Source organism: Sporichthya brevicatena, from assembly GCF_039525035.1.
GTDB classification, from domain to species: Bacteria; Actinomycetota; Actinomycetes; order Sporichthyales; family Sporichthyaceae; genus Sporichthya; species Sporichthya brevicatena.
Window position 1 is genome coordinate 90038 of sequence record NZ_BAAAHE010000049.1, and the last position, 24932, is coordinate 114969.

At 71.7% G+C, this 24932-nt stretch carries 23 protein-coding genes; 6 read left to right on the forward strand and 17 right to left on the reverse strand.

Going from position 1 to position 24932, the window contains the following annotated elements; translation table 11 throughout:
* The first annotated feature begins 14 nt into the window (after positions 1 to 14).
* On the forward strand, positions 15 to 767 hold the full coding sequence (locus ABD401_RS22910; RefSeq protein WP_344609146.1) for an enoyl-CoA hydratase/isomerase family protein: 753 nt from the start codon (positions 15 to 17) through the stop codon (positions 765 to 767).
* Here the strand turns inward: ABD401_RS22910 and ABD401_RS22915 are convergent.
* Genes ABD401_RS22915 through ABD401_RS22925 form a run of 3 tightly spaced genes read right to left on the reverse strand, consistent with a single transcriptional unit; the run spans position 764 to position 3149 of the window.
* On the reverse strand, positions 764 to 1600 hold the full coding sequence (locus ABD401_RS22915; protein ID WP_344609148.1) for an enoyl-CoA hydratase: 837 nt from the start codon (positions 1598 to 1600) through the stop codon (positions 764 to 766). The genes ABD401_RS22910 and ABD401_RS22915 overlap by 4 nt on opposite strands.
* On the reverse strand, positions 1597 to 1911 hold the full coding sequence (locus ABD401_RS22920) for a 2Fe-2S iron-sulfur cluster-binding protein (protein WP_344609150.1): 315 nt from the start codon (positions 1909 to 1911) through the stop codon (positions 1597 to 1599). Before ABD401_RS22920 ends, ABD401_RS22915 begins: the two co-directional genes overlap by 4 nt.
* The gene (locus tag ABD401_RS22925; protein WP_344609152.1) at positions 1908 to 3149 is read right to left on the reverse strand and encodes an acyl-CoA dehydrogenase family protein; all 1242 of its coding nucleotides are present in this window, start codon (positions 3147 to 3149) and stop codon (positions 1908 to 1910) included. The genes ABD401_RS22920 and ABD401_RS22925 overlap by 4 nt, the downstream gene beginning before the upstream one ends.
* 72 nt (positions 3150 to 3221) lie before the next feature.
* Between ABD401_RS22925 and ABD401_RS22930 the strand changes: the two genes are divergently transcribed.
* Positions 3222 to 4640 (forward strand): FAD-dependent oxidoreductase, encoded by a 1419-nt coding sequence (locus ABD401_RS22930; RefSeq protein ID WP_344609154.1) that lies wholly within the window; start codon positions 3222 to 3224, stop codon positions 4638 to 4640.
* Here the strand turns inward: ABD401_RS22930 and ABD401_RS22935 are convergent.
* From ABD401_RS22935 to ABD401_RS22975, 9 genes are all read right to left on the reverse strand, one after another.
* Positions 4616 to 6814: a molybdopterin-containing oxidoreductase family protein gene (locus tag ABD401_RS22935; protein ID WP_344609156.1), complete on the reverse strand. Its 2199-nt coding sequence runs from the start codon at positions 6812 to 6814 to the stop codon at positions 4616 to 4618. The two genes, ABD401_RS22930 and ABD401_RS22935, sit on opposite strands and share 25 nt — an antisense overlap.
* Positions 6811 to 9036 (reverse strand): molybdopterin-containing oxidoreductase family protein, encoded by a 2226-nt coding sequence (locus ABD401_RS22940; RefSeq protein WP_344609226.1) that lies wholly within the window; start codon positions 9034 to 9036, stop codon positions 6811 to 6813. The genes ABD401_RS22935 and ABD401_RS22940 overlap by 4 nt, the downstream gene beginning before the upstream one ends.
* Positions 9037 to 9127: 91 nt before the next feature.
* On the reverse strand, positions 9128 to 10924 hold the full coding sequence (locus tag ABD401_RS22945) for an MFS transporter (RefSeq protein ID WP_344609158.1): 1797 nt from the start codon (positions 10922 to 10924) through the stop codon (positions 9128 to 9130).
* Positions 10921 to 11400, reverse strand: a complete 480-nt coding sequence (locus tag ABD401_RS22950) for a MarR family winged helix-turn-helix transcriptional regulator (RefSeq protein ID WP_344609160.1) — start codon at positions 11398 to 11400, stop codon at positions 10921 to 10923. Before ABD401_RS22950 ends, ABD401_RS22945 begins: the two co-directional genes overlap by 4 nt.
* 14 nt (positions 11401 to 11414) lie before the next feature.
* Positions 11415 to 12905 carry an MFS transporter gene (locus ABD401_RS22955; protein ID WP_344609162.1) on the reverse strand — a complete coding sequence of 497 codons (1491 nt, stop codon included), beginning with the start codon at positions 12903 to 12905 and terminating at the stop codon, positions 11415 to 11417.
* A 24-nt stretch (positions 12906 to 12929) separates the two neighbouring features.
* Positions 12930 to 14762, reverse strand: coding sequence for an MFS transporter (locus ABD401_RS22960; RefSeq protein ID WP_344609164.1), 1833 nt, complete (start codon positions 14760 to 14762; stop codon positions 12930 to 12932).
* Positions 14763 to 14859: 97 nt separating this feature from the next.
* Positions 14860 to 15072 carry a hypothetical protein gene (locus tag ABD401_RS22965; protein ID WP_344609166.1) on the reverse strand — a complete coding sequence of 71 codons (213 nt, stop codon included), beginning with the start codon at positions 15070 to 15072 and terminating at the stop codon, positions 14860 to 14862.
* Between the two features lie 55 nt (positions 15073 to 15127).
* Positions 15128 to 15625 carry a hypothetical protein gene (locus ABD401_RS22970; RefSeq protein WP_344609168.1) on the reverse strand — a complete coding sequence of 166 codons (498 nt, stop codon included), beginning with the start codon at positions 15623 to 15625 and terminating at the stop codon, positions 15128 to 15130.
* 152 nt (positions 15626 to 15777) lie between these two features.
* Positions 15778 to 17124: a PDZ domain-containing protein gene (locus ABD401_RS22975; protein WP_344609170.1), complete on the reverse strand. Its 1347-nt coding sequence runs from the start codon at positions 17122 to 17124 to the stop codon at positions 15778 to 15780.
* Between the two features lie 196 nt (positions 17125 to 17320).
* On the opposite strand from ABD401_RS22975, the gene ABD401_RS22980 reads away from it, so the two are divergent.
* Both ABD401_RS22980 and ABD401_RS22985 read left to right on the forward strand, forming a co-directional pair.
* Positions 17321 to 18232 carry a DUF1444 domain-containing protein gene (locus ABD401_RS22980; RefSeq protein WP_344609172.1) on the forward strand — a complete coding sequence of 304 codons (912 nt, stop codon included), beginning with the start codon at positions 17321 to 17323 and terminating at the stop codon, positions 18230 to 18232.
* On the forward strand, positions 18232 to 18696 hold the full coding sequence (locus ABD401_RS22985) for a DUF6884 domain-containing protein (protein WP_344609174.1): 465 nt from the start codon (positions 18232 to 18234) through the stop codon (positions 18694 to 18696). The genes ABD401_RS22980 and ABD401_RS22985 overlap by 1 nt, the downstream gene beginning before the upstream one ends.
* Positions 18697 to 18802: 106 nt before the next feature.
* On the opposite strand, the gene ABD401_RS22990 is transcribed toward ABD401_RS22985, so the two are convergent.
* Together ABD401_RS22990 and ABD401_RS22995 are read right to left on the reverse strand one after the other, a co-directional pair.
* Complete coding sequence (locus ABD401_RS22990; RefSeq protein WP_344609176.1) at positions 18803 to 19546, reverse strand: hypothetical protein; 744 nt, start codon at positions 19544 to 19546, stop codon at positions 18803 to 18805.
* A gap of 158 nt (positions 19547 to 19704) precedes the next feature.
* Positions 19705 to 20034: a J domain-containing protein gene (locus ABD401_RS22995; protein ID WP_344609177.1), complete on the reverse strand. Its 330-nt coding sequence runs from the start codon at positions 20032 to 20034 to the stop codon at positions 19705 to 19707.
* Between the two features lie 43 nt (positions 20035 to 20077).
* Between ABD401_RS22995 and ABD401_RS23000 the strand changes: the two genes are divergently transcribed.
* Positions 20078 to 20692, forward strand: coding sequence for a cyclase family protein (locus ABD401_RS23000; protein ID WP_344609178.1), 615 nt, complete (start codon positions 20078 to 20080; stop codon positions 20690 to 20692).
* 26 nt (positions 20693 to 20718) lie between these two features.
* The gene (locus ABD401_RS23005; protein ID WP_344609180.1) at positions 20719 to 21441 is read left to right on the forward strand and encodes a nuclease-related domain-containing protein; all 723 of its coding nucleotides are present in this window, start codon (positions 20719 to 20721) and stop codon (positions 21439 to 21441) included.
* Positions 21442 to 21445: 4 nt separating this feature from the next.
* Here ABD401_RS23005 and ABD401_RS23010 read toward each other — a convergent pair whose 3' ends face one another.
* From ABD401_RS23010 to ABD401_RS23020, 3 genes are all read right to left on the reverse strand, one after another.
* Complete coding sequence (locus ABD401_RS23010) at positions 21446 to 23671, reverse strand: SpoIIE family protein phosphatase (RefSeq protein WP_344609182.1); 2226 nt, start codon at positions 23669 to 23671, stop codon at positions 21446 to 21448.
* A gap of 52 nt (positions 23672 to 23723) precedes the next feature.
* Positions 23724 to 24434: a hypothetical protein gene (locus ABD401_RS23015; RefSeq protein ID WP_344609184.1), complete on the reverse strand. Its 711-nt coding sequence runs from the start codon at positions 24432 to 24434 to the stop codon at positions 23724 to 23726.
* 82 nt (positions 24435 to 24516) lie between these two features.
* Positions 24517 to 24792 carry a hypothetical protein gene (locus ABD401_RS23020; RefSeq protein ID WP_344609185.1) on the reverse strand — a complete coding sequence of 92 codons (276 nt, stop codon included), beginning with the start codon at positions 24790 to 24792 and terminating at the stop codon, positions 24517 to 24519.
* Positions 24793 to 24932: the final 140 nt, after the last annotated feature.

The following is a 24932-nucleotide window of genomic DNA, read 5'->3' on the forward strand; positions in this document are numbered from 1 at the left end:
AAGGTGAGCACCCCATGACCGTCTCGATCGAGGCCATCGACCACGTCTGCGTCGTCGAGTTCTCCCGGCCGCCGCACAACTACTTCGACGCAGCGCTCATCGGAGCCGTCGCCGACGCCTGTGCCGAAGCCTCGGCCCGGCCGGAGTGCCGGGCCGTCGTGCTCGCGTCCTCGGGCCGGCACTTCTGCGCCGGCGCCGACTTCGCCGGCCCGGACGGGGACTCCTTCGACACCGCGACCCTCTACGCCGCCGGGCTCCCGCTGTTCGAGATCGACGTTCCGCTCGTCGCCGCCGTCCAGGGTTCCGCGATCGGTGGCGGGTTCGGGCTCGCCCTCGCCGCGGACTTCCGGGTCGCCGGGCCGTCCACCCGGTTCCGCTGCAACTTCGCCCGGTTGGGCATCCACCACGGTTTCGGTCTCACCGTCACACTGCCGCGGGTGGTGGGTGATCAGCTCGCCCTGGACCTGCTGTGCACGGGCCGAACCGTCGACGGCGAGGAGGCGCTGCGGATCCGGCTGTGCGACCGGTTGGCCCCCGAGGGCGAGGTTCGCCAGGAGGCGGTGGCGCTCGCCGCTGCCCTGGCCGCGAACGGACCGATCGCGGTGCAGGCCATCCGTCGGACCATGCGAGCCGGTCTGCGGGACGCCGTCCGGGACGCGACCGCACGCGAGCACAGCGCGCAGCAGCTCTGCCGGACGACCTCGGACTTCGCCGAAGGCGTGCACGCGGCGAGCGAGCGCCGTGAGCCGCGGTTCCTGGGCCGCTAGGGCGAGCTCTTGCGGCGCAGGGGCGCCAGGCCCGCGGGGTCGATCGGCCGGCCGTGCACCTGCATGTTGTGCGAATGACCCAACTGATGCCGGCCGAACGCGGCGCTCACCGCCGTCCACTGGTTCTGGGCGTCGAGGGCGTCGTGCACCGACTGCTTCGCCAGCTTGATCCCCATGGTGGGCTGAGCGGCGATCTTGCGGGCGAGCGCTTCCGTCGCCTCCGTCAGTTCGTCGCGCGGGACGACCCGGTTGACCATGCCGATCTCGTAGGCACGCCGCGCGGTGATGGGTTCGCCCGTGAACAGCATCTCCTTGGCGACGCGTGTTCCCATCTCCCACTGGTGCACGAAGAACTCGGCACCGTTCATGCCGAAGCCGACGGCCGTGTCGGAGAACTCGGCGTCGTCACTCGCGACGATCAGGTCGCACACCCACGCCAACATCAGGCCGCCGAGGATCACCTTGCCCTGCACCTCGGCGATGGTCGCCTTCGGGAAGTTCCGCCACCGCCAGCACAGGCCGAGATAGATCTCCTGCTCGGTCGCCATCCACCCTTCGGCGCCGGGCAGGTCGAAACCGCCACAGCAGCCGACTGGTTCGAAGTCGCTCATCGGCGCACGGTCCCGCAGGTCGTGCCCGGCGGAGAAGTGCTTGCCGGCACCGGCCAGGATCACGACCTTGACGTCGTTGTCCTGCGCGGCGCGGTCGAACGCTGCGCTCAGTTCGTAGAGCATCTGCCGGCTCTGCGCGTTCGCGGCGTCCGGACGGTTCAGGACGATGCGGGCTACGCCGGTGGGCGCCACGTCGTAGGTGATCGTCGCGAAGTCGCTCATCGCGCGACCGCCGCCCGCACGCCCGGCATGTGCACCACGATCGGGCCCTGGACCCGGAGCTCACACGCCAGTCGCCGCGCCCCGTTCTCGGCGGCCGGCATGCCGATCGCGGCCAGCCGTTCGAGCTCCCGCGCTCCCGGGGGTGCGCAGTGGTTGGCGCCCCGCAGGACCTCCAGGCAACACACCCCGCAGGTGGCGTTGCCCCCACAGATCGTCGGCCAGCGATACCCGTGCCGGAGCGCCGCCTCCATGACGGTCTCACCCTCCTCGACGTCGAGATCGATGCCGAGGGGCTCCACGCGCGTGATCACGTGGGCCGCGCCGGTGGAGCCGGATCGCGCGGAAGTCCCAGGACCTTCTCCGCGATGATGTTGCGCTGGATCTCGTCCGAGCCGCCCGCGATGCGGTAACCCGGTGCGCCCAGCAGGTGCTGGGACCAGGCGTACGTTCCCCATTCGCCGGTGTCGGCGGCGATCCGCGGGCCGAGCAGACGCTGGGCGACCTCGCCGGTCCGGGTCAGGCTGCGGACCCAGGCGAGCTTGCGGATCGACCCCTCCGGCCCCGGTGCCTCCCCGGCGCGCGCCGCCGCCCCGATTCGCCGGTTGGTGTAGTCGAGGATGCGGTTGAGTGTGTAGACCTCGATCAGTTCCTGGCGCACCAGCGGATCGTCGGTGCGGTCGAGATGCCGCGCAAGTTCGAGTAGCCGCCGGAACGAGCCGCCGGGCGCGGCGTGCTGGGACGATCCGCGCTCGAAGCTCAGCGTCGTCAGGGCGACGGTCCAGCCTTCGCCCACCGCGCCGATCCGGCGGCGGTCGGGCACGCGGACGTTGGTGAGGAACACCTCGTTGAAGGAGGCTCCGCCGGTCATCTGTCGGATCGGCCGGACCTCCACGCCCGGCGCGTCCATCTCCACGAGGAAGGCCGTCATCCCGGCGTGCTTGCCGGCGGTTCGGTCGGTGCGGCAGATCGCTTCTCCGAAGGTCGCCACCCCGGCGCCGGAGGTCCAGACCTTCTGGCCGTTGAGTATCCAGTCGTCGCCCGCCCGTTCGGCGAAGCAGGAGAGGGAGGCCAGGTCCGACCCCGCACCCGGCTCCGAGAACAGCTGGCACGCGATGGCGTCAGCACGCAGCAGGGACGGGATCACCTCGGCACACAGTTCCGCACTGCCGTGGCGGCGGATCGTCGGGGCGATGAGACCCAGGGTCACGGCCATCAGTTCGGACTCGGCCGGCACGGCGAACGCGCGTTCCTCCGCCCGGAAGGCACGCTCATAGGCTGAGGGAAGTCCGCGGCCACCGAAGGCCGAGTCCCAGGTGAGAGCGCCGTAACCGGCGTCGTACTTCTCGGCCTGCCACGCGGCCGCCGCGCGAACGGACGCCGCTTCGGCCTCGGCATCGATGCTCGGGAACACCTCGACCGAGTCGGACCCCACACCCCATTCCTGGACCGCGAGCTCCCGCTTCGGACGCCTCTCGAGCCGCGACGCCAGCCACTCGCGCGCTTCGGTGCGGAACGACTCCAGCTCCGAGAGAGTGGAATCCGACGACATGTGCACTTCCCTTCGAACCCCCACGAAGCACTATACTAAGTCTTCACTTAATAATCTACGGAGGTCGCGCACATGGCCCGAGAACCCGGAATCGAAGTCGACGTGGTCGTGGTCGGCACCGGGGCGGCCGGCTTGTGCGCCGCCCTCGAAGCCGCCGACGCCGGGGCTGACGTCCTGCTGGTGGAATCCGAGTCGATGCCCGGCGGCTCGACCAATCTCTCCGGCGGCATCATCATGGCCGCGGACACGAGCGTGCAGCGCCGCTGCGGCCTCACCGACAGCGCCGAGGCGCTGTACCGGGACTACTCCAATCTCAACCAGGGCGCGATCGAGCCCGGAATCGTGCGCCACCTCGCCGAGAACAGCGGCCCGGCCGTGGAATGGCTGCAGGAGCTCGGTGTGCGGTTCCTCGACCACCTCGTCTACGCCGCCGAGGAGAGCGTCCCCCGCTCCCACGTACCGACCCGCGGCGGCGCCGGCATCGTCAAGGTGCTGCTGCGGGCGATCAAGGAGCGCGGAGTCGACATCGCGCTCGGCAAACGGGTCACCGACCTCGTGGTCGAGGACAACACCGTGTGCGGCATCCGGGCGGGCGACGAAACCGTGCGCGCGGGCGCCGTCGTCCTGGCGGCGGGTGGCTTCGGCGCCAACCCGGCGTTGTGGACCAAACATCTGCCGTCGCTGGCCGCAGCGGGTTCCGCCGCCTGGTACATCGGCGCCGAGGGGTCGCGCGGCGACGCCCTGCGGCTGGGCGCGCAGGTCGGCGCCGACGTCGTCGGCCACGACCGGTGCCTGGCGCTGCTGACCCCGGGCTTCTACCGCAATCTCGAGGTCTACTTCCCTGGCTGGCTGGTGCTGGTCGATCGCAGCGGGCAGCGCCGGGTCGACGAGTCGACGTCGTACGCCTCGATGGAGATGGCCCACCGCCGGCACGGGCCGTTCTTCGCGATCTTCGACGCGGCGGCCAAGAAGGCCGCCCAGCCCGGACTTCCTCTGCAGTACAAGCAGGCGGTGCCGGGCATGGAGGCGGCGACGAACTCCAACTGGGTGGAGCCCCTGCTCGACGAGATGATCGCGCTGGGCAAGGTCGCCCAGGCCCCGACGCTGGAGCAGCTCGCGAACGCGGTGTCGATCGACGCCGACGGCCTGGTGGCGACCGTCCGGCGCTACAACGGCTACGCCGGCGCCGGCGCCGATCCCGAGTTCGGCAAGGAGGCCCGCTTCCTCCACCCGCTCGACCAGCCGCCCTTCTACGCGGTCGAACTGCGCCGCGGAATCCTCGCCCTCACCTCGACCGGTCTGCGGATCGACGCAAGCGCGGCGGTGCTGGACTCCCACGGCGACCGCGTCCCGGGGCTGTTCGCAGCCGGCGAGTGCACCGGCGGCGTGCTCGGTTCGGTATACGTGGGCAGCGGGAACTCGATGGCGAACTGCGTGGTCTTCGGTCGGACCGCCGGAACGTCGGCCTACGCCTTCGCGACCGCGACATAGGTCGAGCTCAGCGCCGGGGTCTGCGACAACGGATCGAGGTCGGCGCCGTCCACCAACCGGTTGCGGTTCTCGCCGTATACGAGGGGCTCGGCCTCACCGCGCGGGTCGAAGACGCGTGAACCCCACCCGTGGTCGACCAGCACCGAACCGCGCCGGGGCTCGTTGCTGATCGCGGCAGGCAGCCGGATCTCCGCCACCGGCGACCAGACGCGGACCAGGTCACCCTCGGCGATGCCGAGTTCCGCCGCGTCCTCCGGCGTGAGCACGGCGACATTTCGCCGCTCCGAGCGATGCAGACTCGGCAGGTCGTTGAGGTAGGAGTTCATCGAGTGCCGGTGCCGGCGGTTGCCGAGCAGGAACGGGAATCCCTCCGGCGCGGCTGGGTGCTGACCGGCCATCAGCTCACGGGTGCGCGCCAGGAACTCGCGCGGCGCGACGTGGATCCGCTTGTCCGGGGTGCGCAGGGCCTTGCGGAGATTGCCGAACTCGCGCTCGCCGTACACCCAGCCGTGCGGCTTGGCCATGATGTCGCGCCATCGCAGCTTGCGACCGAACATGACCAAGAGACGGTTCACCCAGTGCGGGGAGAACGCCAGTCCGGGGCGGTCGGTCCGCCGGGCCAGGCATCGGCTCGTCCGCACGAGTGTGTTCACCCCGCGGTAGCCGAAGAAGGGTCGGCGCATGGCCAGCGCGAGGTCGGTGAAGATCTCCCACTCCTCGCGAGCGCCCGGCGGCGGGTCCACCGCCTTGTGGCCGTACTGCACGAATGGCCGGTCCTGCAGGCCGCTGGTCAGCGAGTGCAGGTCGTCGCGCTCGAGCCAGTGCGCGACCGGCAACAGCCAGTGGGCGTGCCGGTGGCTCTCGCGCTGGACGAGGTCGAGCACGACGAGCAAGTCGAGCTGGGCGAGGGCGGCGTCGAGCTTGTCACCGTTCGCCCCGGAGACGACCGGGTTGCCGGCGTCGATCACCAGGGCACGGACGCGGCCCTTGCCGGGGGTGGTGATCTCGTCCGGCAGTTCGTCGAGGCCGTGGTGGCCGGCGACCATCTCCCGGCCGGAGACCCGCGAACGGTGCAAGGTCGGCTTGGCCCAGATGTCGAAGAGCTTGAGGCTGTCCACGTAGCCCTGCTCGTAACGCCGGCCACCGGGACGGTCCATCCGTCCGGTGATGACGTTGAGGACGTGACCGAGCCACTCCCCGATCGTCCCGGCCTCGTGGAGCGCGACGCCGGTGCGCGTGACCGCCATCGCCGTCCTCGCCGTCGCGAACTCGCGCGCGATCCGCTCGATCTCGGCACGCGGGATCTCGCACCGCGCCGCCAGGTCGTCGAGGTCGGCGTCGCGCACCAGGAACCGGAGGTCGTCGACGCCGAGGGCGAGCTCGGCGCAGTCCTCCTCGTGCTGGAGCCGCTCGTCGAGGATGACCTTGACCATGCCGAGCAGCAGGGCCCAGTCCTGGCCTGGCCGGACGCGCAGGTGGACGTCCGCCTTCTCCGCGGTCTCGGTGCGGGTCGGGTCCACGACGACGATCCGCGCGCCGCCGCGCTGGCGTTCGAGGCAGCGCCGCCAACCGCCCGGCACGGTCTCCACCCAGCCCCACGCGCTGACGGCCGGGTTGCACCCGACCAGCAGGAAGTAGTCGCAATTGTCGATGTCGGAGACCGGCGCCATGAGCTGAGACCCGTACATCGCGGCCGCGACCACGTGCATCGCGTTCTGATCGACGGAGCCCACGAAGTAGCGGCTCCGCGTCCCGACCGCGTCCAGCCACCCGTTGAGGAAGACGACGTTGGAGGCCGAGAATCCCCCTGGGTTCCCCCAGTAGCAGGCGACAGTGTCGGGGCCGTCCTCGGCGATGAGTTGGTTCATCCGCCGGGCGATGTCGCGGATCGCCTCGTCCCAACTCGCCTCGGCGTAGGAGTCGCCGACGCGCTTCATCGGGTTGAGGATGCGCCGGGGATGCTCGACGAGCTCGTGCGCGGTGCGGCCCTTCGCGCAGAAGTCCTTCCAGGTGTGCGGATTCGCCCGGTCGGCGGAGATCTTCAAGACGCGGTTGCCGGCGACCGTGACGTCGACCCCACACGCGGCCATGCAGTACCGGCAGAAGGTGTGCACGGTGCGCTTGGCGTCGAGACCCTCTTCCCCGACGTCGGCCGGACGGTCGACGGTGGTCACACCGAGCTCCTGGCAGATTTGGCGACGCCGACCCAGGCCGAGCTGAGCGCCGGTGTCTGGGAGAGCGGGTCGAGGCGGGAAGCGTCGACGAGCAGGTTCCGGTTCACGCCGTACGACTGGGCCGGAGCACCGCCGCGAGGGTCGAAGACCCGGGACCCCCAACCGTGGTCGACGAGCACCAGGCCCCGGCGGGGCTCGTCGCTGATGGTCGCCGGCAGTTCGATCTCCCCCACCGCGGAGAAGACCCGCACCAGGTCGCCTTCGGCGATTTCGAGCTCGGCGGCGTCCTCGGGATTCAGGACCGCGGCGTTGTGCCGACAGCCGCGGTGCAGGCCGGGCAGGTCGTTGAGGAACGAGTTCATCGAGTGCCGATGGCGACGGTTCCCGAGCAGGAACGGATACTGCGGCGGCGGCGCCGGCGCCGGGGTCCGCAGGAGCTCACGCGTGCGGTCGAGGAACTCCGATGGTGCGGCGTGGATCCGCCGGTCTGGGGTCTTGAGGGCTTCCCGAAGCCTGCCGAACTGACGCTCCCCGTACACCAGGCCGTGCCGCGACCGCATGACGTCGCGCCATTTCACGGTGCGGCCGCTTGCGACCAGCAGCCGATCGATCCAGCGCGGCGAGAAGGCGAGTCCCGGACGCCCGGTCCACCGCGCGAGCCATCGTGAGGTCCGGACCGCCGTGTTGACCCCCCGGTACCCGAAGAGCGGCCTGCCCATCGCCAGCGTGAGGTCGCAATAGAAGCGCCACTCCTCCCGCGCACCCGGTGGCGGCTCGACGACCTTGCGCCCGTACTGCACGAACGATCCGTCCTGCAGGCCGCTGGTCAGGGAGAACAGGTCGTCACGTTCGAGCCAGTGCACGCCGGGCAGCAGCCAGTGCGCGTGCCGGTGACTCTCTCGCTGCACCAGGTCCACGGCGACGAGGAGGTCGAGTTGCGCCAGGGCGGCATCGAGCTTGGCACCGTCCGGCCCGGAGACCACGGGGTTGCCGGCGTTGATGACGAGAGCACGGACCCGCCCACGACCTGGGGTGGTGATCTCGTCGGGAAGCTCGTCCAGGCCGTGGTGGCCGGCTACCATCGGGCGTCCTTGGACCCGGGACCGGTGCGTCATGGGTTTCGCCATCACGTCCCAGATCCTCAAACTGTCGACGTACCCCCGCTGGTAGCGCCGACCGCCGGGGCGATCCATCCGTCCTGTGATGACGTTGAGGACGTGGCCCAGCCACTCGCCGATGGTGCCGGTCTCGTGGTGCGCGACGCCGGTGCGGGTGATCGCCATCGCGGTTCGGGCGTTGGCGAACTCCCGCGCGATCCGCTCGATGTCCGCTCGCGCGACCTCGCACCGCGCCGCCAGGTCGTCGAGGTCGACCTCGCGCACCAGGCCGCGCAGGTCGTCGACGCCGGTCGCCAGGCCCGTGGTCGGATCGCAGTCGCCGCGGTGCTCCAGCCCCTCGTCGAGCACGACCTTGATCAGGCCCAGCAACAGCGCCCAGTCCTGCCCGGGACGCACCCGCAGATGATCGTCGGCCTTCCGCGCGGTCTCGGTCCGCACCGGGTCGACGACGACGATCCGCGCCCCGGCTCGTTGCCGCTCCAGGCAGCGGCGCCACCCGTCGGGCACGGTGCCGTCGGCCCACCCCCAGGCGCTGACGGCCGGGTTGGCCCCGAGCAGGAGGAAGTAGTCGCTGTTGTCGATGTCGCCGATCGGGGCGAACAGCTGGGATCCGTACATCGCGGTCGCCACCACGTGCATGGCGTTCTGGTCGACGGAACCGACGTAGTAGCGGCTCATCGTCCCGATCGCGTCGAGCCAGCCGTTCTGGAACACGACGTTCGGGATCGAGAACCCGGCCGGGTTGCCCCAATAGACGCCGACGGTGTCCGGACCCTCCTCGGCGATGAGCTTCGTCATCCGGGCGGCGATGTCGGCGATCGCCTCGTCCCAGGTCGCCTCGACGTAGTCGTCGCCGACGCGCTTCATCGGCGTGAGGATGCGTCGCGGATGCTCCACGACCTCGTTCGCGGTGCGGCCCTTCGCGCAGAAGTCGTGCCAGGTGTACGGATTCGCCTTGTCCGGCGCGATGCGCTGGACGCGGTTGTCCCGCACCGTCACCTCGACGCCGCAACCCGCGAGGCAGTACCGGCAGAACGTATGCACGGTGCGCGCCCCGGAGACGTTGCTCAGTCCAAGGTCCGGCCTGGTCGTGCTGCGGTCCAGGGTGGTCACGGCAGTCCTCCGCGAGAGATAAATGCCCGCGACGATACTAAGTAGCCAATTAATTAGCCAGACCGCTGGCCGAACCCACCGCTCACCGACTCGGGACGTCGAGCGGAGGCGGAGCCGCCGGACGGGGCGCGCGCCGACGCTCGGACCGCGACAGCGGGTCGACGACTCCCGGCATCTCCACGTCGACAGCGACCGGGTCGTCGGTGAGATCGACGATCAGGGCGGTCGGGGTGCGACCGGTGTCGGCGACGACGACGTAGTAGCGGCCGGGGGCGGGGCTGAGGGCGAACCGCCCGTCGGCGTCGGCGCGGGACCGGGTCACCTCGCGGCCGTCGGGGCCGAGGAGGGTGAGGACGGCGCCCGGGACCGGGAGGCCGCCGCGGCGGACCGAGCCGGTGAGGCCGACGGGTGAGAGGACGGTGTTCTCGACCGCCTCGGCGAGGGCGGGTTCGACGATCGGCGGGACGACGACCGGGACCTCGGCGGGTTCGCGGCCCGGGCGGGGGATCGCGAGGACGCAGAGCAGGGCGAGGCCGAGGGCAGCGGCGAGGAGGACGAACGTCAGGGTGTAGCCGGCCTCCCGCGGGAAGCCGGTGTTCGCGACGACGTAGCCGGTCAGCACCGCGGCGGCGACCTGGCCGCCGATCGCTCCGCCGACCGTGCGCATGATCGCGTTCATGCCGGTGGCGACGCCGGTCTGGGTCGGCTCGACGGCCTCGATGATCAGGTTCGGCATCGCGGAGAACGCGAAGCCGGTGCCGAGGCCGGAGACGAAGCTGACCGCATAGATCATCCACGGGTCGGAGTGCCACACGGCCAGGAAGATGAACGACACCAGCACCAGAACGGTGCCGAGCAGCAGGGCGAACCGCGACCCGTGACGAGCCGTCAGGCGCCCCGTCAGCGGGCCCGCGATGAGCATGGCGCACGCGTTCGGCAGCAGGAACATGCCCGCCTCGGTGACGCTCGAACCGAAGCCGTACCCGCTCTCCGACGGCGTCTGGACGAATTTCGGGAACAGGATGAACGAGCTGTACATCCCGAACCCGATCAGCACGGCCGCCAGGTTCGTCGTGAACACCGGCCGGCGGCTCATCATCCGCATGTCGACCAACGGCTCCGGGTGCCGCTGCTCGTACGCGACCCAGAACACCAGCAGCAGCGCGGCGGCGGTGAACAACCCGATGACCCGCGAGTCGAGCCAGCCCCACGAGTTGCCCTCGCTGACGCCGATCAGCAGCGCGACCATGCCGCCCGAGAGGAGCGCGGCTCCGCCCCAGTCGATCTTCGCCGGCGCCGTCACCGGCGACTCCGGGATGTACAGGGCCGTGAGGACGACGGTGAAGCTGGTGAACGCCAGCCCGATCCAGAAGACCCACTCGTAGCCGAGGTTGTCGACGATGACGCCGGAGAACACCACGCCGGTCGCACCGCCGATGCCGATCATCGCGCTGACCAGGCCGATGCCGCCCGCGACCTTCTCGCGCGGGAACTCGTCGCGGACGATCCCGAACGCCAGCGGGAAGATCGCGCCCGCCGCGCCCTGGATGACCCGGCCGGCGATCAGCACCTCGATCGAGGTCGACAGCGCGCTCACCAGCGACCCGAGGCCGAACATCGCCAGGGTCGCGACGAGCATCTTCTTCTTGCCGAACATGTCGCCGAGGCGGCCGATGATCGGGGTCGACACCGACGCCGACAGCAGGAACGCCGTCAGGACGTAGGTGACCGCGGTGGTCGAGACGTCGAGGTCCTCCTGGATCGCCGGCAGCGCGGGCGCCACGAGCGTCTGCTGCAGGCCGTAGGCCATCGAGGAGAAGACCAGGATCGCCAGGGTGAGTCGGTAGTGCTGGCGGACGGGAGCGTGTGTGTCGGTCACAGGGCGTCCAGCGCCTCGGCCAGCCGCGGCAAGAGATGCTGCAGCTGCGCGCGCTCGTCCGGGGTGAGCGACGCGTAGACCGCGGCCCGCCGGGCCTCGACCAGCGCCCGCTTCGCCTCGAGCACCTCGCGGCCGGTCTCGGTCAGCGTCACGGACACGCGGCGGTGGCCGCGGGTCGACGCCGCCCGGGTGACGATGCCGTCGCGCTCGAGTCCGGTGAGCATTCGCGTGACGGTCGGAGCGCTCGCCCCGACCTCCTCGGCCAGCTCGCGCAGCCCGGCGTCGGGGCAGCGCTGCACCGCGCACAGCAGCCGGAACTGCGAGATCGTCAGGCCGTCCTCGCGGGCGGCACGGCCGCGGACCCGGCGCATGGCCGCGAAGAACTCGTCCCAGGCGGTCCAGAACTCGACGGGCTCACCGGAAGCGGGGCGCGCGTCGGGCTGCGACCCGGTGACCGGAGCGTTCGCACTCGGCATCTCGGTCTCCTTCGTCAGCTCGCCAGGCGGCGCGGGGGAACCGCGCCGACGACACGGGGAACGGTGGGGGTCTCGGTCTCGACGAGCGGGACGCCGGTGGCGACCTCCGGCTCCGCGCTCCGCTTCTGACGAGGAATCAGCAGGGCCACGCCGAACGCACCCGCGACCGTGGCGGCGCACACCCAGAACGCGACCGCGAAGCCGTGCTCGCTGGCGTAGCCGTTCACCAGGTGCCCGGTGAGGATCGCGGCGGCGACCTGTCCACCGAGCGAGCCGCCGATCGTCCGCATGATGGTGTTCATGCCGGTCGCGACACCGGTCTTGGTCGGCTCCACCGCACCGATGATGACGTTGATCATCGACGCGAACGCGAAGCCGAGACCGAGGCCGAACAGGCCGGTCGCCACGAGGATCGAGGTCGCGCTCGAGTGCTCGAGCGCGAGGAACACGTAGGCCACGAGCGCGACGAGCAGCCCACCGGCCAGCGGGATCTGCGGCCCGATGCGCCCCCCGAGCCAGCCCGCCACCGGCCCGGCGACGAGCGTCACGGCCGTCGCCGGCAGGAGGAACAGCCCGGCCTCGGTGACCGAGGCGCCGAATCCGTAGCCGGTCGACTCCGGCGCCTGCACGAACTGCGGCACGAGGATGAAGAGGCTGAACATGCCGAACCCGACGAGCACGCCGGCGAGATTCGTCGTCAGGACGGTGCGCTCACGCATCATCGCCATGTCGACCAGCGGCTGCGGGTGGCGGTACTCGAACAGGCCCCAGCCGAGCAGGAGGATTGCGGAGGTCGCGAACAGGCCGAGGATGCGGGCGTCCGTCCAGCCCCAGTGGTTGCCCTCGCTGACGCCGACGAGCAGCGCGATGAGCCCGCCCGACATCAGGACGGCGCCGCCCCAGTCGATCTTCGCCGGGGACGTGACCGGCGACTCCGGGACGAACCGCCACGCCATGAACAGGGCCGCGACCACGACGAGGAAGCCGAAGCGGAACACCCACTCGTAGGACAGGTGGTCGACGATCACGCCGGAGAGCACCACGCCGGCGCCACCGCCGATGCCGAAGGTCGCCGACAGCGTCCCGACCGCGCCCGGCACGCGCTCGCGCGGGAACTCGTCGCGCACGATCGCGAAGGACAGCGGGAAGACCGCCGCGCCGCCGCCCTGCACGACGCGGCCGGCGATCAGGAGCTCGATCGAGGGCGCGAACGCACACAGCAGCGACCCGAACGCGAAGACGCCGAGCGCGATGACGAGCATCCGCTTCTTGCCGAACATGTCCCCGAGGCGGCCCGCGATCGGGGTCGCCACCGAGGCCGAGAGCAGGAACGCGGTGAGCGTGTAGGTGACCGCGGTCGTGGAGGTGTTCAGATCCCGCTGGATGGCCGGCAGCGCCGGCGAGACGAGGGTCTGCTGCAGCGCGTAGGACAGCGTGGCCAGCAGCAGCACCGCGAGCGTGAGGTTGTGGTGCGGCCGCGCGGGGGCGTGTCCGGGCGGCGTCACGTGCGGTCCTCTCGCGGGTGTTAGCTAGCTAAGTGAGGATACGTCCGCGTTCCGGTGAAGGAAAGGTGACGTGGGCCTCGTCGCCGTCCCCGCGTCGATCGCGACGGGGCGGCTCGCTCCCCGCAACACGAGGTCCCGCCGGACGAATTCCCCGTCCTCCGCCGCGGCGTCCACCTGCACGACCTCGGAGCCGTGCTGCCCGTCGAGCTGAGCCACGACGTAGTAGGTGCCCGCACCCGGCAGGTCGAGGCCGTAGGTGCCGTCGTCGCCCACCCGCGTCCGCGCCACCTCGCGACCGGACCGGCCGATCACGGTGACCACCGCGCCGGCGGCCGGTGCGCCGGCGGTGGTCCGGATCGTGCCGAGGAGGTTCTCCCGCACCGGCTCGACGCCGGCCTCGGCCGCCAGACCGGTCGCGACCGGGTGCTCGGTCATCGGGACAGCGGCCGGGACCGCGGCGGGGGCCACGACCCGGCGCGGAATCGCGAGGACGAGCAGCAACGCGACGGCCACGCCCCCGGCGAGGACGGCGAAGGCGACGGTGTACCCGGTCTCGCTCGGAAGTCCCGAGTCGCCGGTGTGCGCCATGAGCACGGCCGCGCCGACCTGCCCACCGACCGCACCACCGACGGTGCGCATGATCGTGTTCATGCCCATCGCGACGCCGGTCTCGGTGGGCTGCACCGCCCCGAGAATGAGGTTCGCGGTGGCCGCGAAGGAGAAGCCGATCCCGAGCCCGGAGATCGTGATCGCCAGGACGATCATCCACTTCTCGGAGTGCGCGACCGTCAGGAAGCCGTAGGCGACGAGCGCGAGCGTGGTGCCGAGCAGCAGCGGGACCCGGTCGCCGAAGCGGTTGCACATCCAGCCCGCGACCGGACCGGCGAAGAGCATGACGACCGACGACGGGAGCATGAACAGCCCCGCCTCGGTCACGCTCGACCCGAAGCCGTAGCCGGCGCCCTCGGGGGCCTGGACGAACTTCGGCAGCAGGATGAACCCGGCGAACATGCCGAAGCCCAGCAGCAGCGCCGACAGGTTCGTGGTGAGGACCGTGCGGCGACGCATCATCCGCATGTCGACCAGCGGGGCCGGGTGGCGGTTCTCGTACCCGACCCAGGCCACCAGCAGCACGGCCGCGGCCGCGAACAGGCCGAGGATGCGCACGTCCGACCAGCCCCAGCTGTTGCCCTCGCTGACGCCGACGAGCAGCGCGACGAGCCCGCCGGACAGGAGGGCGGCGCCGCCCCAGTCGACCTTGCCGGAGACCTTGACCGGCGACTCCGGCACGAACATCGCCGCGGCGAGCAGCGCGATCAGGATGACGCTCAGGCCGAGCCAGAAGATCCACTCGTAGTCGAGGTGGTCGACGATGACGCCGGAGAGCACGATCCCGGCACCGCCGCCGATGCCGAAGGTGGCGGACAGCAGCCCGACCGCGCTGGCGACGCGCTCCCGCGGGAACTCGTCGCGGATGATGCCGAAGGCCAGCGGGAACACCGCCGAGCCGATGCCCTGGATCGCGCGCCCGGCGATGAGCACCTCGATCGAGGACGAGAGCGCACAGACGAGCGAGCCGAACGCGAAGACCCCGAGCGCGATGACCAGCAGGCGCTTCTTGCCGAACATGTCGCCGAGGCGGCCCATCACGGGTGTGGCGACGGAGCCGGTGAGCAGGAACGCGGTCAGCAGGTAGGTGATCGCGGTGGTGGAGACCCCGAGGTCCTCCTGGATCGCCGGCATGGCCGGTGCGACCAGGGTCTGCTGCAGGGCGTACGCCATGGTCGAGAGCACGAGGATGCCGAGCGTGACGTTGTGGTGCTGACGTCCGTGCTCGGCCTGCGTTGCGGTGTCCACGAATCCCCCCGCCCAGCGGCGTTAGCTAGCTAAGGGATCGAGTGTACGACGGCGTACTCGATGCCCCGAACCCGTTTTCCGACCTACCGGTGTGACGTCAGTCGGGTGGTTCGGGCGCCGGGTGGGACGCGTCGGCGACGTCCTCGGCCGGCTCGTCGGGGTCCGGCGCACCGCCGTCCGCGGCCTCCTCGGCCGCCTCCGCCCGGACCTTCTCCTGCGCGGGGGCGTCGAGTTCGTCGATGCGTTCCCGCACGTCGTCCGGCGCCGGAACGCCATCACGGGGGACGGGACGGGACTCGGCCGAGGTCATGCAGGCACCCTCCGGATCGATCGGCGGGATGCCCCTACCCCGAGGGCCGGTGCGGTCAGTCCTTCGGGAACTGCTGCGTGCAGGAGACCGCGGTGCGCTTGCCGTTCTTGAGCTTGAAGGTCACCACGGTCGTGACCGAGCCCATCTCCTGGCGGAGCGACTTGTTGTACACCGCGCGGTCACCGCGACGATCAGCCCAGACGGCACTGCCGATGCGGTCGTCGGCCTTCTCGGACTCGTAGAGGAACGTCGTCGTCACCGAGCGTACGCGGGACGAGCGGTACTTCCCGACGCCGTCGGGGTGGCTGACGCGGACCCGCAGCGAGCGAACCTTGTTGACGTCGGACTTCGACGCCATGTTGAAGCGCATCCGGACCTTCAGCGGAACGCCGTGGGCCGTGGTGGAGCAGACCTTCGCGACGACGGTGCCCTTCCCGGACGCCGCCGTCCCGGCCGCGGGCGCCGCAGCGGCCGCACCGGCGGGCATCCCCGCCGCCAGCAGCGCCCCCGCTACGCCCCCCGTCAGCCACATAACCTTCGGCGTCGCTCCCACGGTGGTGCCCTCCCCAGCTTCCCGATGTTGCGCAGTCGACCGACAGCGTCGTCCCGCGGGCCGGCGCTCGCGGCCCCTCCCCGAGCCGCTGAGCGCCAGCCTTGTTCCCTCCCGCGCCGGCGGCGCGGACTTTTCCCGGTCTTGGCGATCCGCTAGAGCAGCCCGACCTGGACGTCCCCGTCCGGCCCGGCGGACTTCGGCGTGACGGTCACGGTCTCGGTCTGCCCACTCGCCCGCTGCACCTCGACCTCGAGCTCCTGCCCGGCGCGGCCGGAGAGGGCGGCGTCGAGGTCCGACGGTTCGCCGGTCCGAACGTCGCCGACCCGCTGGATCGCGTCGCCCTTCTTCAGGCCGGCGGACGCCGCGGGGCTGTTCGCCGCCACGGAGGTGACGGCGATGCCCGGCCGGCCCGAGAGCGGCGCAACCTCGACCCCGATCGTCGCGGGCTTCGGGGTCGCCCAGTAGTTCGGCGCCTTCGACATGTCACCGAGGGTCAGCACGACCTCGGTGATCTGGCCGCCGCGGTCGACCGAGAAGGTGACGTCCTCACCCGGCTCGTGCTGAAGCAGCTCCGGCCCGAGGCCCTGCTTCGGGCTGTTGCCGGCGACGGAGACGATGCGGTCCCCGACCTGCAGCTTGCCGTCCGCCGGCCCGCCGGCGATGACCTCACTGACCATCACACCGGGGTTCTGACTGCTGCTCACCCACGCGCCGACCCACGGTCGGCTGTCGGCGATCACGGCCACGCCCCGGTCCTCGGTGAGGCCGACGGTCTGGGTGTACTCGGCCGGGTCGCCGCCGTTCACCCACGGGTACCACCAGTTCGGCACCGCCAACTGCTGGGCGTTGCCGGAGCCGGTGACCTTCGGCGCCCCGAGGTCCTGCGCCATCTCGAAGTGGTCGAGGTTCGCCCGGCCCGGCTTCGTGACGAAGTCGACCACCGCGAGCACGCCGAGCACGTGCGGGTTGTCCTTGTCCTCGCCGTAGATCACCAGCGAGGGCGAGTCCAGGCCGAAGCGCACGGGCTGCACCGCGACCTTCTCCACCCAGTGCTTCTGGTTCAGGACCGGGTCGGGGGTCTTGTCGGACTCCGGCGCCCCGAAGTCGCCCTGCATCTCGAACGGCACGATCTTGTCGGCCGCGTCGAAGACCTCGGTCCAGGCGGCGTCGCGGTAGGCGAAGACCTGCACGTTCTGCGTGCCGCCCTTCACCGCATCGGCGTTGGCCGAGACGACCACCTGGTACTCGGGCTCACCGGCCGGGCCGAGCGGCATCGTCGTCACCGACTTCACCGTGTACCCGGCGGGAATCAGCGCCTTGGCGTTGAACGGACCCGCGGTCGCGGCCGGGCGCGCACTCGGGGTGCCCTCGGCCGACGGGGCGGCCACCGCCTCGTCGTCGTCCCCGCCGCACCCGGTCAGCACCGTGGCCGTGAGCCCCGTGAGCAGGGCGAACGTCGCCACCCGGCCGTACCGGCTGCCTCGCTCGAACCGCGTCATCTCTCCCCCAACTCCGCTTCTGTCGCAACCACGACGCGTAGCCCCCGGAAAAGGTTCACACCGATCGGTGCGCCGACCGCACTGATCCTGCCGCGCGTCGCCGGGCGATGCCGGTTATCCACAGGTCGCGAACGGTCCCGAGCGGATTCTGGCGATTTCCACCAAGGTGTGCGCACCACACACCGGAGGGGGAGCCATGGCAAGTTCGCGAGACCGCAGGAACTCACACTGTCTGCCCGGCCTGACGGCGGCTCAGAGCCAGCAGGTCCGGAGCCTGACCCGGACCGCGCTGGCCGAGCGCGGCTTCGAGGCGGTGGTTCACGCCGACCACCTCGTCACCGTCGACGGACGGCAGTTCGGACTCACCACGCTCGGGTCGCTCTGCCGCCGCAGCGGGAGCTCGGAGCACTGGGCGGAGGTCGTCGGCCGTTGGGTGGACGACCTGCTGACGAACTTCCCGACCGAGCCGGTGCCGCTGACGCCGGATCAGATCCGCGCCGGGGTGCACCTGCGCCTGGTGCAGCTCGACGCCGAGAAGGCGAGTTGGTACACCCACGCCCGCCCGGTCGGCGGCGGATTCCACGAAATGCTGGTCCACAAGGACGGCGACTACGTCCGCTGGATCTCCGACCGCGAGCTCGTCGGCGTCGACGTCGCCGAGATGCACGCGCTCGGCCGGCAGCGCCTGCTGGAGATCGAACCCGACGACGTCGAGGTCCTCACCAAGCGCGGAGCGGTCACGTTGTGCATCCGCGGGCGGTCGGGGTTCGTCGCCTCGAAACTGCTCGTGCTGCCCGAGCTGCTCCGCGAGATCGCGCCGAGCCTCGGCTTCCCCGACGGCCACCTGGTCGCCGTCCCGAGCCGGCACGAGCTGGTCGTCGCGCCGGTGAGCCCGGCGGTCGACGACTGCCTCGAGGCGCTGGAGCTGATCACCGGCTTCGACTACGCCCACGATCACGCGCCGATCAGCCCGTGCGTGCACTGGTGGCACGAGGGCCGGATCCACCCGCTGTTCGACGCGAGTGTCCGGGGCCGGATGTTCTTCGCCGACGTCCCGGCAAAGTTCCGCGCGACGCTCGCGCGCAACCGCGGCGAGGGGGCAGCGTGATGGCGGCTCGGCACGTGATCCTGATCGGCTGCGTCCAGACCAAGCTCGACTCCCCGGCCCCGGCCGCGGACCTGTTCACCAGTCCGCTGTTCAAGGCCCGCCGGGCGTACGCGGAACGCAGCCGCCGCCGCTGGTTCGTCCTGTCCTCGCGCTACGGCGTGCTCCCGCCCGACCGGGTCGTCGCGCCCTACGACCTGCCGCAGGCCCGGCAGCCCGTCGACGAGCGCAACTCGTGGGCCGAGATGGTGCTGGCGCAACTGCAGACCGAGCTCGGCGGTCTCAAGGGCCGTGTCCTGGAGGTCCACGCGGGGTCGGCCTACGTCGACCCGATCGCGTCGAGCCTGACCGACCTCGGGGCGACGGTGCTCGCTCCGCTGCGCGGGCTGGCCCTCGGTCAGCACCTCGCCTGGTACGCCGCGCAGGCTCCCGCACCACGGACGCCCCGCAGGCGGGTGCGAACCTGACGTACCGCCAGATCCTGCTGGGGGAACGACCGCCGACAAAGGTTGCACCGGCCACAGGGGAAGCCAGTGGCCGGTGCAGTCTGCGGGGCGGTCCGTCCGCCGAGGGTCAGCGCGCGAGCGCGACCTTGTCGACCTTGGACGTCGCCTTCGCCCGGGTCTTGTCGCCCTTGTGGACGGCCCGCCAGTCGCCGGCGGCCTTCGCCTTCGTGCCGTGGGAGAAGACGCCGTTGGCGCCGGACCGGACCGTGGCGAGCGTGGTCCACGTGGAGGTGCCGGCCTTGCGGAACTGCACCGCGACGGACTTGTTCGCGAACGGCGCCCACCCGCTGACCACGGCCTGCTGGAGCTTGCCCTTCACCGTGAGCGGCGAGCCCTTACGGACCGGTTCCGGCGTCACGTCCAGGCCCGCGATCCGGGTGGCGTACTTGAGCACGAAGGTGTCGCGGACGGTCGTGATCCCGGTGGACCGGTTGCCCTTCACGTCCTCGGCGAAGGCGCTGACCTGCCACTCCCCCATCGGGACCTTCGTCGGCATCGTGATGCGGGCACGGAAGACGCCGTCCCACGACTGGCCTCCGACGCGTTCCGTCGCGAAGCCGACCGGCTTGGCGTACGTGCCCTTGGTGTCCAGCAGCCCGACGACCACGCGCGCGATGTCGAGGTTGTCCCTCGCGCGGACGGTGACGTCGAACGTGGCGCCCTTGCTCGTCAGGCCCACGATCGACGGGGCCGAGACCGAGACGATCTTGGGTGCCTGGGTGTCCTCCGCCGCCGTCGCGCCGCCGACCGGCAGCACCACGGCTGCGGCCAACGCGGCCAACGCGGTTGCGCCCACCGTCGATGCGCGCATCGGACCCACCCCCTGGTCTGCCCGGCGCGACGGCCCCCCGCCGCCGCGCTCGGTACCAGATTGACGCGGGACCCGTGCCCTCGGTTGCACGATCTGTCGGGTTTCGGCCGCGATATGGCCGTTCGTGGCGGCCTGACATCAGCCGTTCGGAGGAGAGGTCAGGACGAGCCGCGCTCGCGGCGCCGCTGGACGATGTCCTCGACCACCGCCGTGCCGCCGCGGATCAGACGGCCCACCTGCTTGCGCACGAACGGGAGCGGGATCAGCAGCAGGTCGCCGATCCCGTTCGCGGTCTCCCGGTCGTAGTCCAGGCGCTTCTTCGGGTCCGACAGCACCTCGAACGCCCGCTGGGCGGCGAGGAACTTCGCCGCCGCCTCGGGGGTCGGGTCACGGTCCGGGTGCCACCGCCGCACGGCGTCCCGGTACGCCGCGCGCACCGCGTCGGCGTCGGCGCTGCGCGAGAGTCCCAGCGCGGCGTAGTGGTTCATGCGGCCAGTGTGCCGAACGGCGGTCCCTGCGAGAGACTGACCCGTGACTCTCGTGGACCTCTCGCACCCGATCACGCCGGGGATGCCGGTCTGGCCGGGGGACCCGGAGGTCAGCACGTCCGTCGCGGCGACGATCGGCAGCCACGGCTACAACCTGCTCGCGCTGCACCTGGGTTCGCAGACCGGGACGCACGTCGACGCCCCCTTCCACGTCGACGAGGCGCTGCCGACGCTCGACCAGCTGCCGCTCGAGCGCTTCACCGGCCCGGCCTGGGTCGTCGACCTGCGGGGGCACGTGGGCGCGATCCGGCCCGACGACCTGCCCGATCTGCCCGCCGGCTCCGTGCTGCTCCTGCACACCGGCTGGTCCGCGCACTGGGGCACCGAGCGCTACGGCGACCACCCGTGGCTCGACCCGCACACCGCCCGGGAGATCGTGGCGGCGGGGATCCGAACCGTCGGCATCGACGCCCCGTCGATCGACCGGCCCGGGGACACGGCCCTGCCCAGCCACCACGTCCTGGCCCGGGCCGGTGCGGTGATCGCGGAGAACCTGACCAACCTCGACGCGGTGCCCGACGGCGCCGTCGCCTGGCTGCTGCCCCTGCCCCTGGCCGGCGCGGACGGCGCGCCCGTCCGGGCCGTCGCGGTGTTCTGAGCCCGGTCGGGGCAATACTCGAGCACATGGCGAGCAACCCGCTGGGCTACCAGGCGATCCCCGGGACCGACCTCGCGCTCAATCCGCCGGGGGCGATCTCCCTGGAGCGGGCGCGGGACCTGCGCCCGGCCAACCCGCTCCGCGCGGGGGCCGAGCGGCTGCTCAGTCTCCGCACCGACGAGGCCTGGCTGCGCATCACTGCCAACGCCGAACGCAAGGTCGCCGTCGACCTCGAGCGCCTCGGCTCGCGGTGGCGCATCCTGCACGCGATCCCGGTCGGCCCGGACCGGCCGGCGATCAGCCACCTCGTCGTCGGGCCGCCCGGCGTGTTCACCGTCGTCACCCGCGGCTTCCGGGCGCTGCATCCGCGCGGTCCGCTGGACCGCGTCGAGGCGCAGGTGATGGGCGACGAGATCAAGATCTACGGCTCCTCCTGGCCGTACCTGAAGGAGGCCCGGGCGCAGGCGTGGCGCAGCGCCCGCGCGCTCTCCGGAGCCGTGGGGTGGCAGGTCTTCGTCCGCCCGGTCGTGGCGCTGGTCGGGGTCGACGAGGTGCGCTTCTACGACATCCCGAACCGCGTGGACGTCCTGCCTCGACGTCAGGTGGTCCGGTTCCTGCAGGGCTTCCCGACGCGGCTCGACCCGGCCTTCATCGAGGACGTCTACACCGCAGCGCGACTCGGCGACACCTGGCTGGACCCGGCCGGCCGTTCCCCCGAGGGCTACTCGGACGGGTACTCCGAGACCTGAGCCGTCAGGGCGGGTTGCGCAGGACGAGCACGGCGATGTCGTCCCGCGGCGGGTCGTGCGCGAAGGCGAGGACGTCCTGCCGCACCCGGTCGGCGATCTCCTGAGCCGGCCGACCCGCCATCGTCGCGAGCAGGTCGCGCAGTCGCTGGGTGCCGTACATCGATCCCTGCCGGCGACGTTCGGTCACCCCGTCGGTGACGAAGACCAGCGCATCGCCCTGACGTAGCGTCAGATAGAACTCGGGCGTCTCGAACTGCTCCACGAGACCGACGGCCGACCCGCACTCGCCCACGGAACGGACGGTGCCGTCCGCCTCGAGCAGAACGGGTCGGTCGTGGCCGGCGAGACAGAGGACGACGTCGAGCGTCCGCGGCCGACCCGCCGGCTCGAGTCGCGTCACCATCGCCGCCGCCACGGTCGCGTAACGGTCGTTCGCGCTCGCGAGCAGCGTGCGGTTCAGCGTCCCGAGCATGGTGGCCATCGCCCGGTCCTCACCGATCAGCGCGCGCATCACCTCGCGCACGGCGCCGGTCATCACCGCGGCCTGACTGCCCTTGCCGCAGATGTCGCCCATCGAGACGAACCAGCGGTTCCGTCGGACGGCGAACACGTCGTAGAAGTCGCCGCCGACGTCGCCGGTCCCGGCCGGCACGTACACCGCGCCGAAGTCGATGCCCGGAGCCTCGGGCAGCGGGCGTGGGAGCAGCGCGCGTTGGAGTTCGTCCGCGACTCGGATGCGCTCGGCGTGGACGGAGGCGTTGTCGATCGCGAGCGAGGCCCGGCGTGCGAAGTCCGCCAGCGCCGCCGCGTCGTCCCCGCTGTGCGCGCGGTCCGCGAACCGGCCCGCGGACAGCACGCCGATCACGCGGCCCCGGGCGACCAGGGGCAGGGCGAGGCCGGGGAGGCCACCGTCGAGGGGCACGGTCGCGGCCTGGTCGAGCACCTCCGCGAGGCGCCGGTGGGTGTCCGCCGCCTCGGCGTACGACCGGATCTGCGGGATCGCGTGCTCGTCGGCGTGCGCGACCGCCACGGTCCGCAGCTCCCCGCGCGGCCCCAGCAGGTGCACCACGGCCCAGGCCCCCAGGCGCGGCACGACCAGCTGCGCGGCCAGGGCCGTCGTCAGCTCGAGGTCGAGGGAGTTCGCGAGCAGTTCGCTCGCCTCGGCGAGGAAGGTGACCCACCCGCGCCGGCGCAGCTCGTCGCCCTGCAGCCGTTCGGCGTCGATGCCGATCGCCATCCGCTGGGCCGACAGCGCCGCCAGCTCCTGCCAGTACCGCCCTGGCGGCCGACCGGCGGGCGGGTGGAGCACGACCTTGCCCCGCAGCGGATGCGCAACCGGCAGCGGAACGACGACCGTGTCCGCCTCGGCGCCGGCCGCGGGCCGGCCGTGCGACGACGAGTAGCCGGCGAGGCGGCGCTCGCCCGCGGCGTCCCCCCGGTCCAGCCAGACCGACCCGGTCGCGGCGCCGGTCACGTCGCAGAGCCGTTCCAACAGCTCCGACACCAACTGAGGCATCGTCAGCCGGGCTCGCAGCGCCTCCGGCACGTGGACCAGCCACACCCACGCCGCGGGCGGGACGGCGGTGCCGTCGGCCGCCGGGGCCACCGCGGCAGCGGCGACGGGGTTCGGGCCGGCGGCGGTGTCCGGGGCGGGATCCAGGACCGTGTCCGGGACGGTCTCGACGATCTCGAGCGGCGCCAGAGGCGGGCCGGTGTCGGGAACGGGGTCGGACCCGAGCCGGAACCAGACGCTCTTGCCGGTCGCGTGGTGGCTGGTGCCCCAGGCGCTCGCCAGCCGGTCGACGAGCATCAGGCCGCGGCCGCGCTCCTCCAGCTCGACGGTGTCGTCCCACACCGCGTCCGCCGCGGCCCGCGGGGGGCGCCCGTTGCCGTTGCCCGTCGGCGGGAGGTTCCCGTCGCCGTTCGGGCCGCCGGCCGCGATCAGGTCGAACGGTCCGCTGCGCACGGCGGTGGTCGCGCCGACCAGGCCGGACTTCTGGTCGGAGACGGTGATCGTCACCCCGGTGTCGTCGGCGAGCACGTCGACGTCGACCGGCGTCCCGGCGTGCACGACGCCGTTGGTCGAGAGCTCACTGACCAGCAGCAGGGCCTCGTCGAGCTGATCGGCCCAGCCACCGGCCAGCAGAACCTGCCGGACGGCCGCACGGGCCACGGCCGGGGTTCGGTCGTCGGCGGGCAGGCGCAACCGACGGTGGGCACGGACGGACATCTCGCCCGCGTCCTTCCCGCAATCCGCCCGGTCCAGTCCCCCGGGCGGTCCCTCAGATCTCGGCGGTCAGGTCCACCGGGTTGTCGCTGCCCTCGAACCGGACCGAGGAGTGGCCGGGAAGGACGTAGTCACCGTCGGAGGTGTGGATGTGGATGCCGGAGAACACGGCGATGTCGGCGTCGCGCCAGCTCTTCATGCGGGCGGCGGTGCGGCCGAGGTCGTCGAGCATCACGTCACGGGCGATCGTGGTCAGCTCGACGATGTCGGGGACGTTGCCGTAGGGGATCGAGCGCAGCAGACGCTGCCGCAGCAGGCTCATCTCCAGGTCGTACGGGTCGATCTCGCCGTAGACGTGACCGGACTCGAGCTCGGAACGGAACGCCATCAGGGCGCCACAGGCCGTGGTCGTGACGTCCTGGCCGGGGCGGCGGACGTAGCCGATGCGGCCGTCGTCGTCGATCCCGATGTGCGGCATGACGTAGGCGACGTACCGCCGGCGGCCGTCGGCGCCGGGGGCATGGAACTGCGCCGCGCGCAGGCCTGCCTGGCCAAGGAAGAGCATCCCCGCCATGCCGCTCATGCGGAACGGCGGACCCCAGGCCGCTCGGATCGGCTCGGTGAGCGCGTCGGTCAGCTCGTCACGGCAGACGCCGACCATGGCGAGCGTCTTCTCCGACACCAGGCCATGGACCAGGCAGGCGTCGTAGGTGCGCTTGACGTACTCCTCGACGCGGATAGCCCCCGGAAAGGCCTGCAGACTCATACCCGAAGACGGTAGTGCCTCAGCGGGAAATCTCTCCCTGCCGCGGAACGCCCCGCCGCGTGGGGGTGGTCAAGGCCACAGGTCACGCACGGCGCGCCGTGTACTGGGCGGCCGCGAAGAGCCCCCCCGCACCCGCGAGCGCGGCGACCCCGACGCCGATCAGCAGCGCCGGGTCGGACCCCGCCGGGGTGCGTGGCGGGGTCGCCGGGGCGACCTGGGCGGCCGGCGCCGCGTCCGCCGGTCGCGTGGTGGTCGCGCGAGACGACTGCGCCTCGGGCAGGACCACGACCGGGACGGCGACCGCGAGGCCGCCGAGCGCCACGGCGCTGACGGCGAAACCGCGGGCGGTGAGCGTCATGCGAAATCCCGACTGCCAGATCCCAGGCGCTTCGGCAGCACCCGACTACGACAGATCCTCAGCTTTTGCCTCGCCGGACTCACCCGCAACGATCACCCCATTTGTCCAATTCATCCCCAAATCTCCCAGGTTCCGCTCCC

Excerpts from the sequence above, each read along its gene's own strand:
- ABD401_RS22925 (WP_344609152.1), bottom strand. The coding sequence starts at position 3,149 with ATGTCGTCGGATTCCACTCTCTCGGAGCTGGAGTCGTTCCGCACCGAA.
- ABD401_RS23015 (WP_344609184.1), bottom strand. The coding sequence starts at position 24,434 with ATGAGTCTGCAGGCCTTTCCGGGGGCTATCCGCGTCGAGGAGTACGTC.
- ABD401_RS22980 (WP_344609172.1), top strand. The coding sequence starts at position 17,321 with ATGGCAAGTTCGCGAGACCGCAGGAACTCACACTGTCTGCCCGGCCTG.
- ABD401_RS23005 (WP_344609180.1), top strand. The coding sequence starts at position 20,719 with ATGGCGAGCAACCCGCTGGGCTACCAGGCGATCCCCGGGACCGACCTC.
- ABD401_RS22950 (WP_344609160.1), bottom strand. The coding sequence starts at position 11,400 with ATGCCGAGTGCGAACGCTCCGGTCACCGGGTCGCAGCCCGACGCGCGC.
- ABD401_RS22985 (WP_344609174.1), top strand. The coding sequence starts at position 18,232 with ATGGCGGCTCGGCACGTGATCCTGATCGGCTGCGTCCAGACCAAGCTC.
- ABD401_RS22930 (WP_344609154.1), top strand. The coding sequence starts at position 3,222 with ATGGCCCGAGAACCCGGAATCGAAGTCGACGTGGTCGTGGTCGGCACC.
- ABD401_RS22915 (WP_344609148.1), bottom strand. The coding sequence starts at position 1,600 with ATGAGCGACTTCGCGACGATCACCTACGACGTGGCGCCCACCGGCGTA.
- ABD401_RS23020 (WP_344609185.1), bottom strand. The coding sequence starts at position 24,792 with ATGACGCTCACCGCCCGCGGTTTCGCCGTCAGCGCCGTGGCGCTCGGC.
- ABD401_RS22990 (WP_344609176.1), bottom strand. The coding sequence starts at position 19,546 with ATGCGCGCATCGACGGTGGGCGCAACCGCGTTGGCCGCGTTGGCCGCA.
- ABD401_RS22975 (WP_344609170.1), bottom strand. The coding sequence starts at position 17,124 with ATGACGCGGTTCGAGCGAGGCAGCCGGTACGGCCGGGTGGCGACGTTC.
- ABD401_RS22910 (WP_344609146.1), top strand. The coding sequence starts at position 15 with ATGACCGTCTCGATCGAGGCCATCGACCACGTCTGCGTCGTCGAGTTC.
- ABD401_RS23010 (WP_344609182.1), bottom strand. The coding sequence starts at position 23,671 with ATGTCCGTCCGTGCCCACCGTCGGTTGCGCCTGCCCGCCGACGACCGA.
- ABD401_RS22965 (WP_344609166.1), bottom strand. The coding sequence starts at position 15,072 with ATGACCTCGGCCGAGTCCCGTCCCGTCCCCCGTGATGGCGTTCCGGCG.
- ABD401_RS22995 (WP_344609177.1), bottom strand. The coding sequence starts at position 20,034 with ATGAACCACTACGCCGCGCTGGGACTCTCGCGCAGCGCCGACGCCGAC.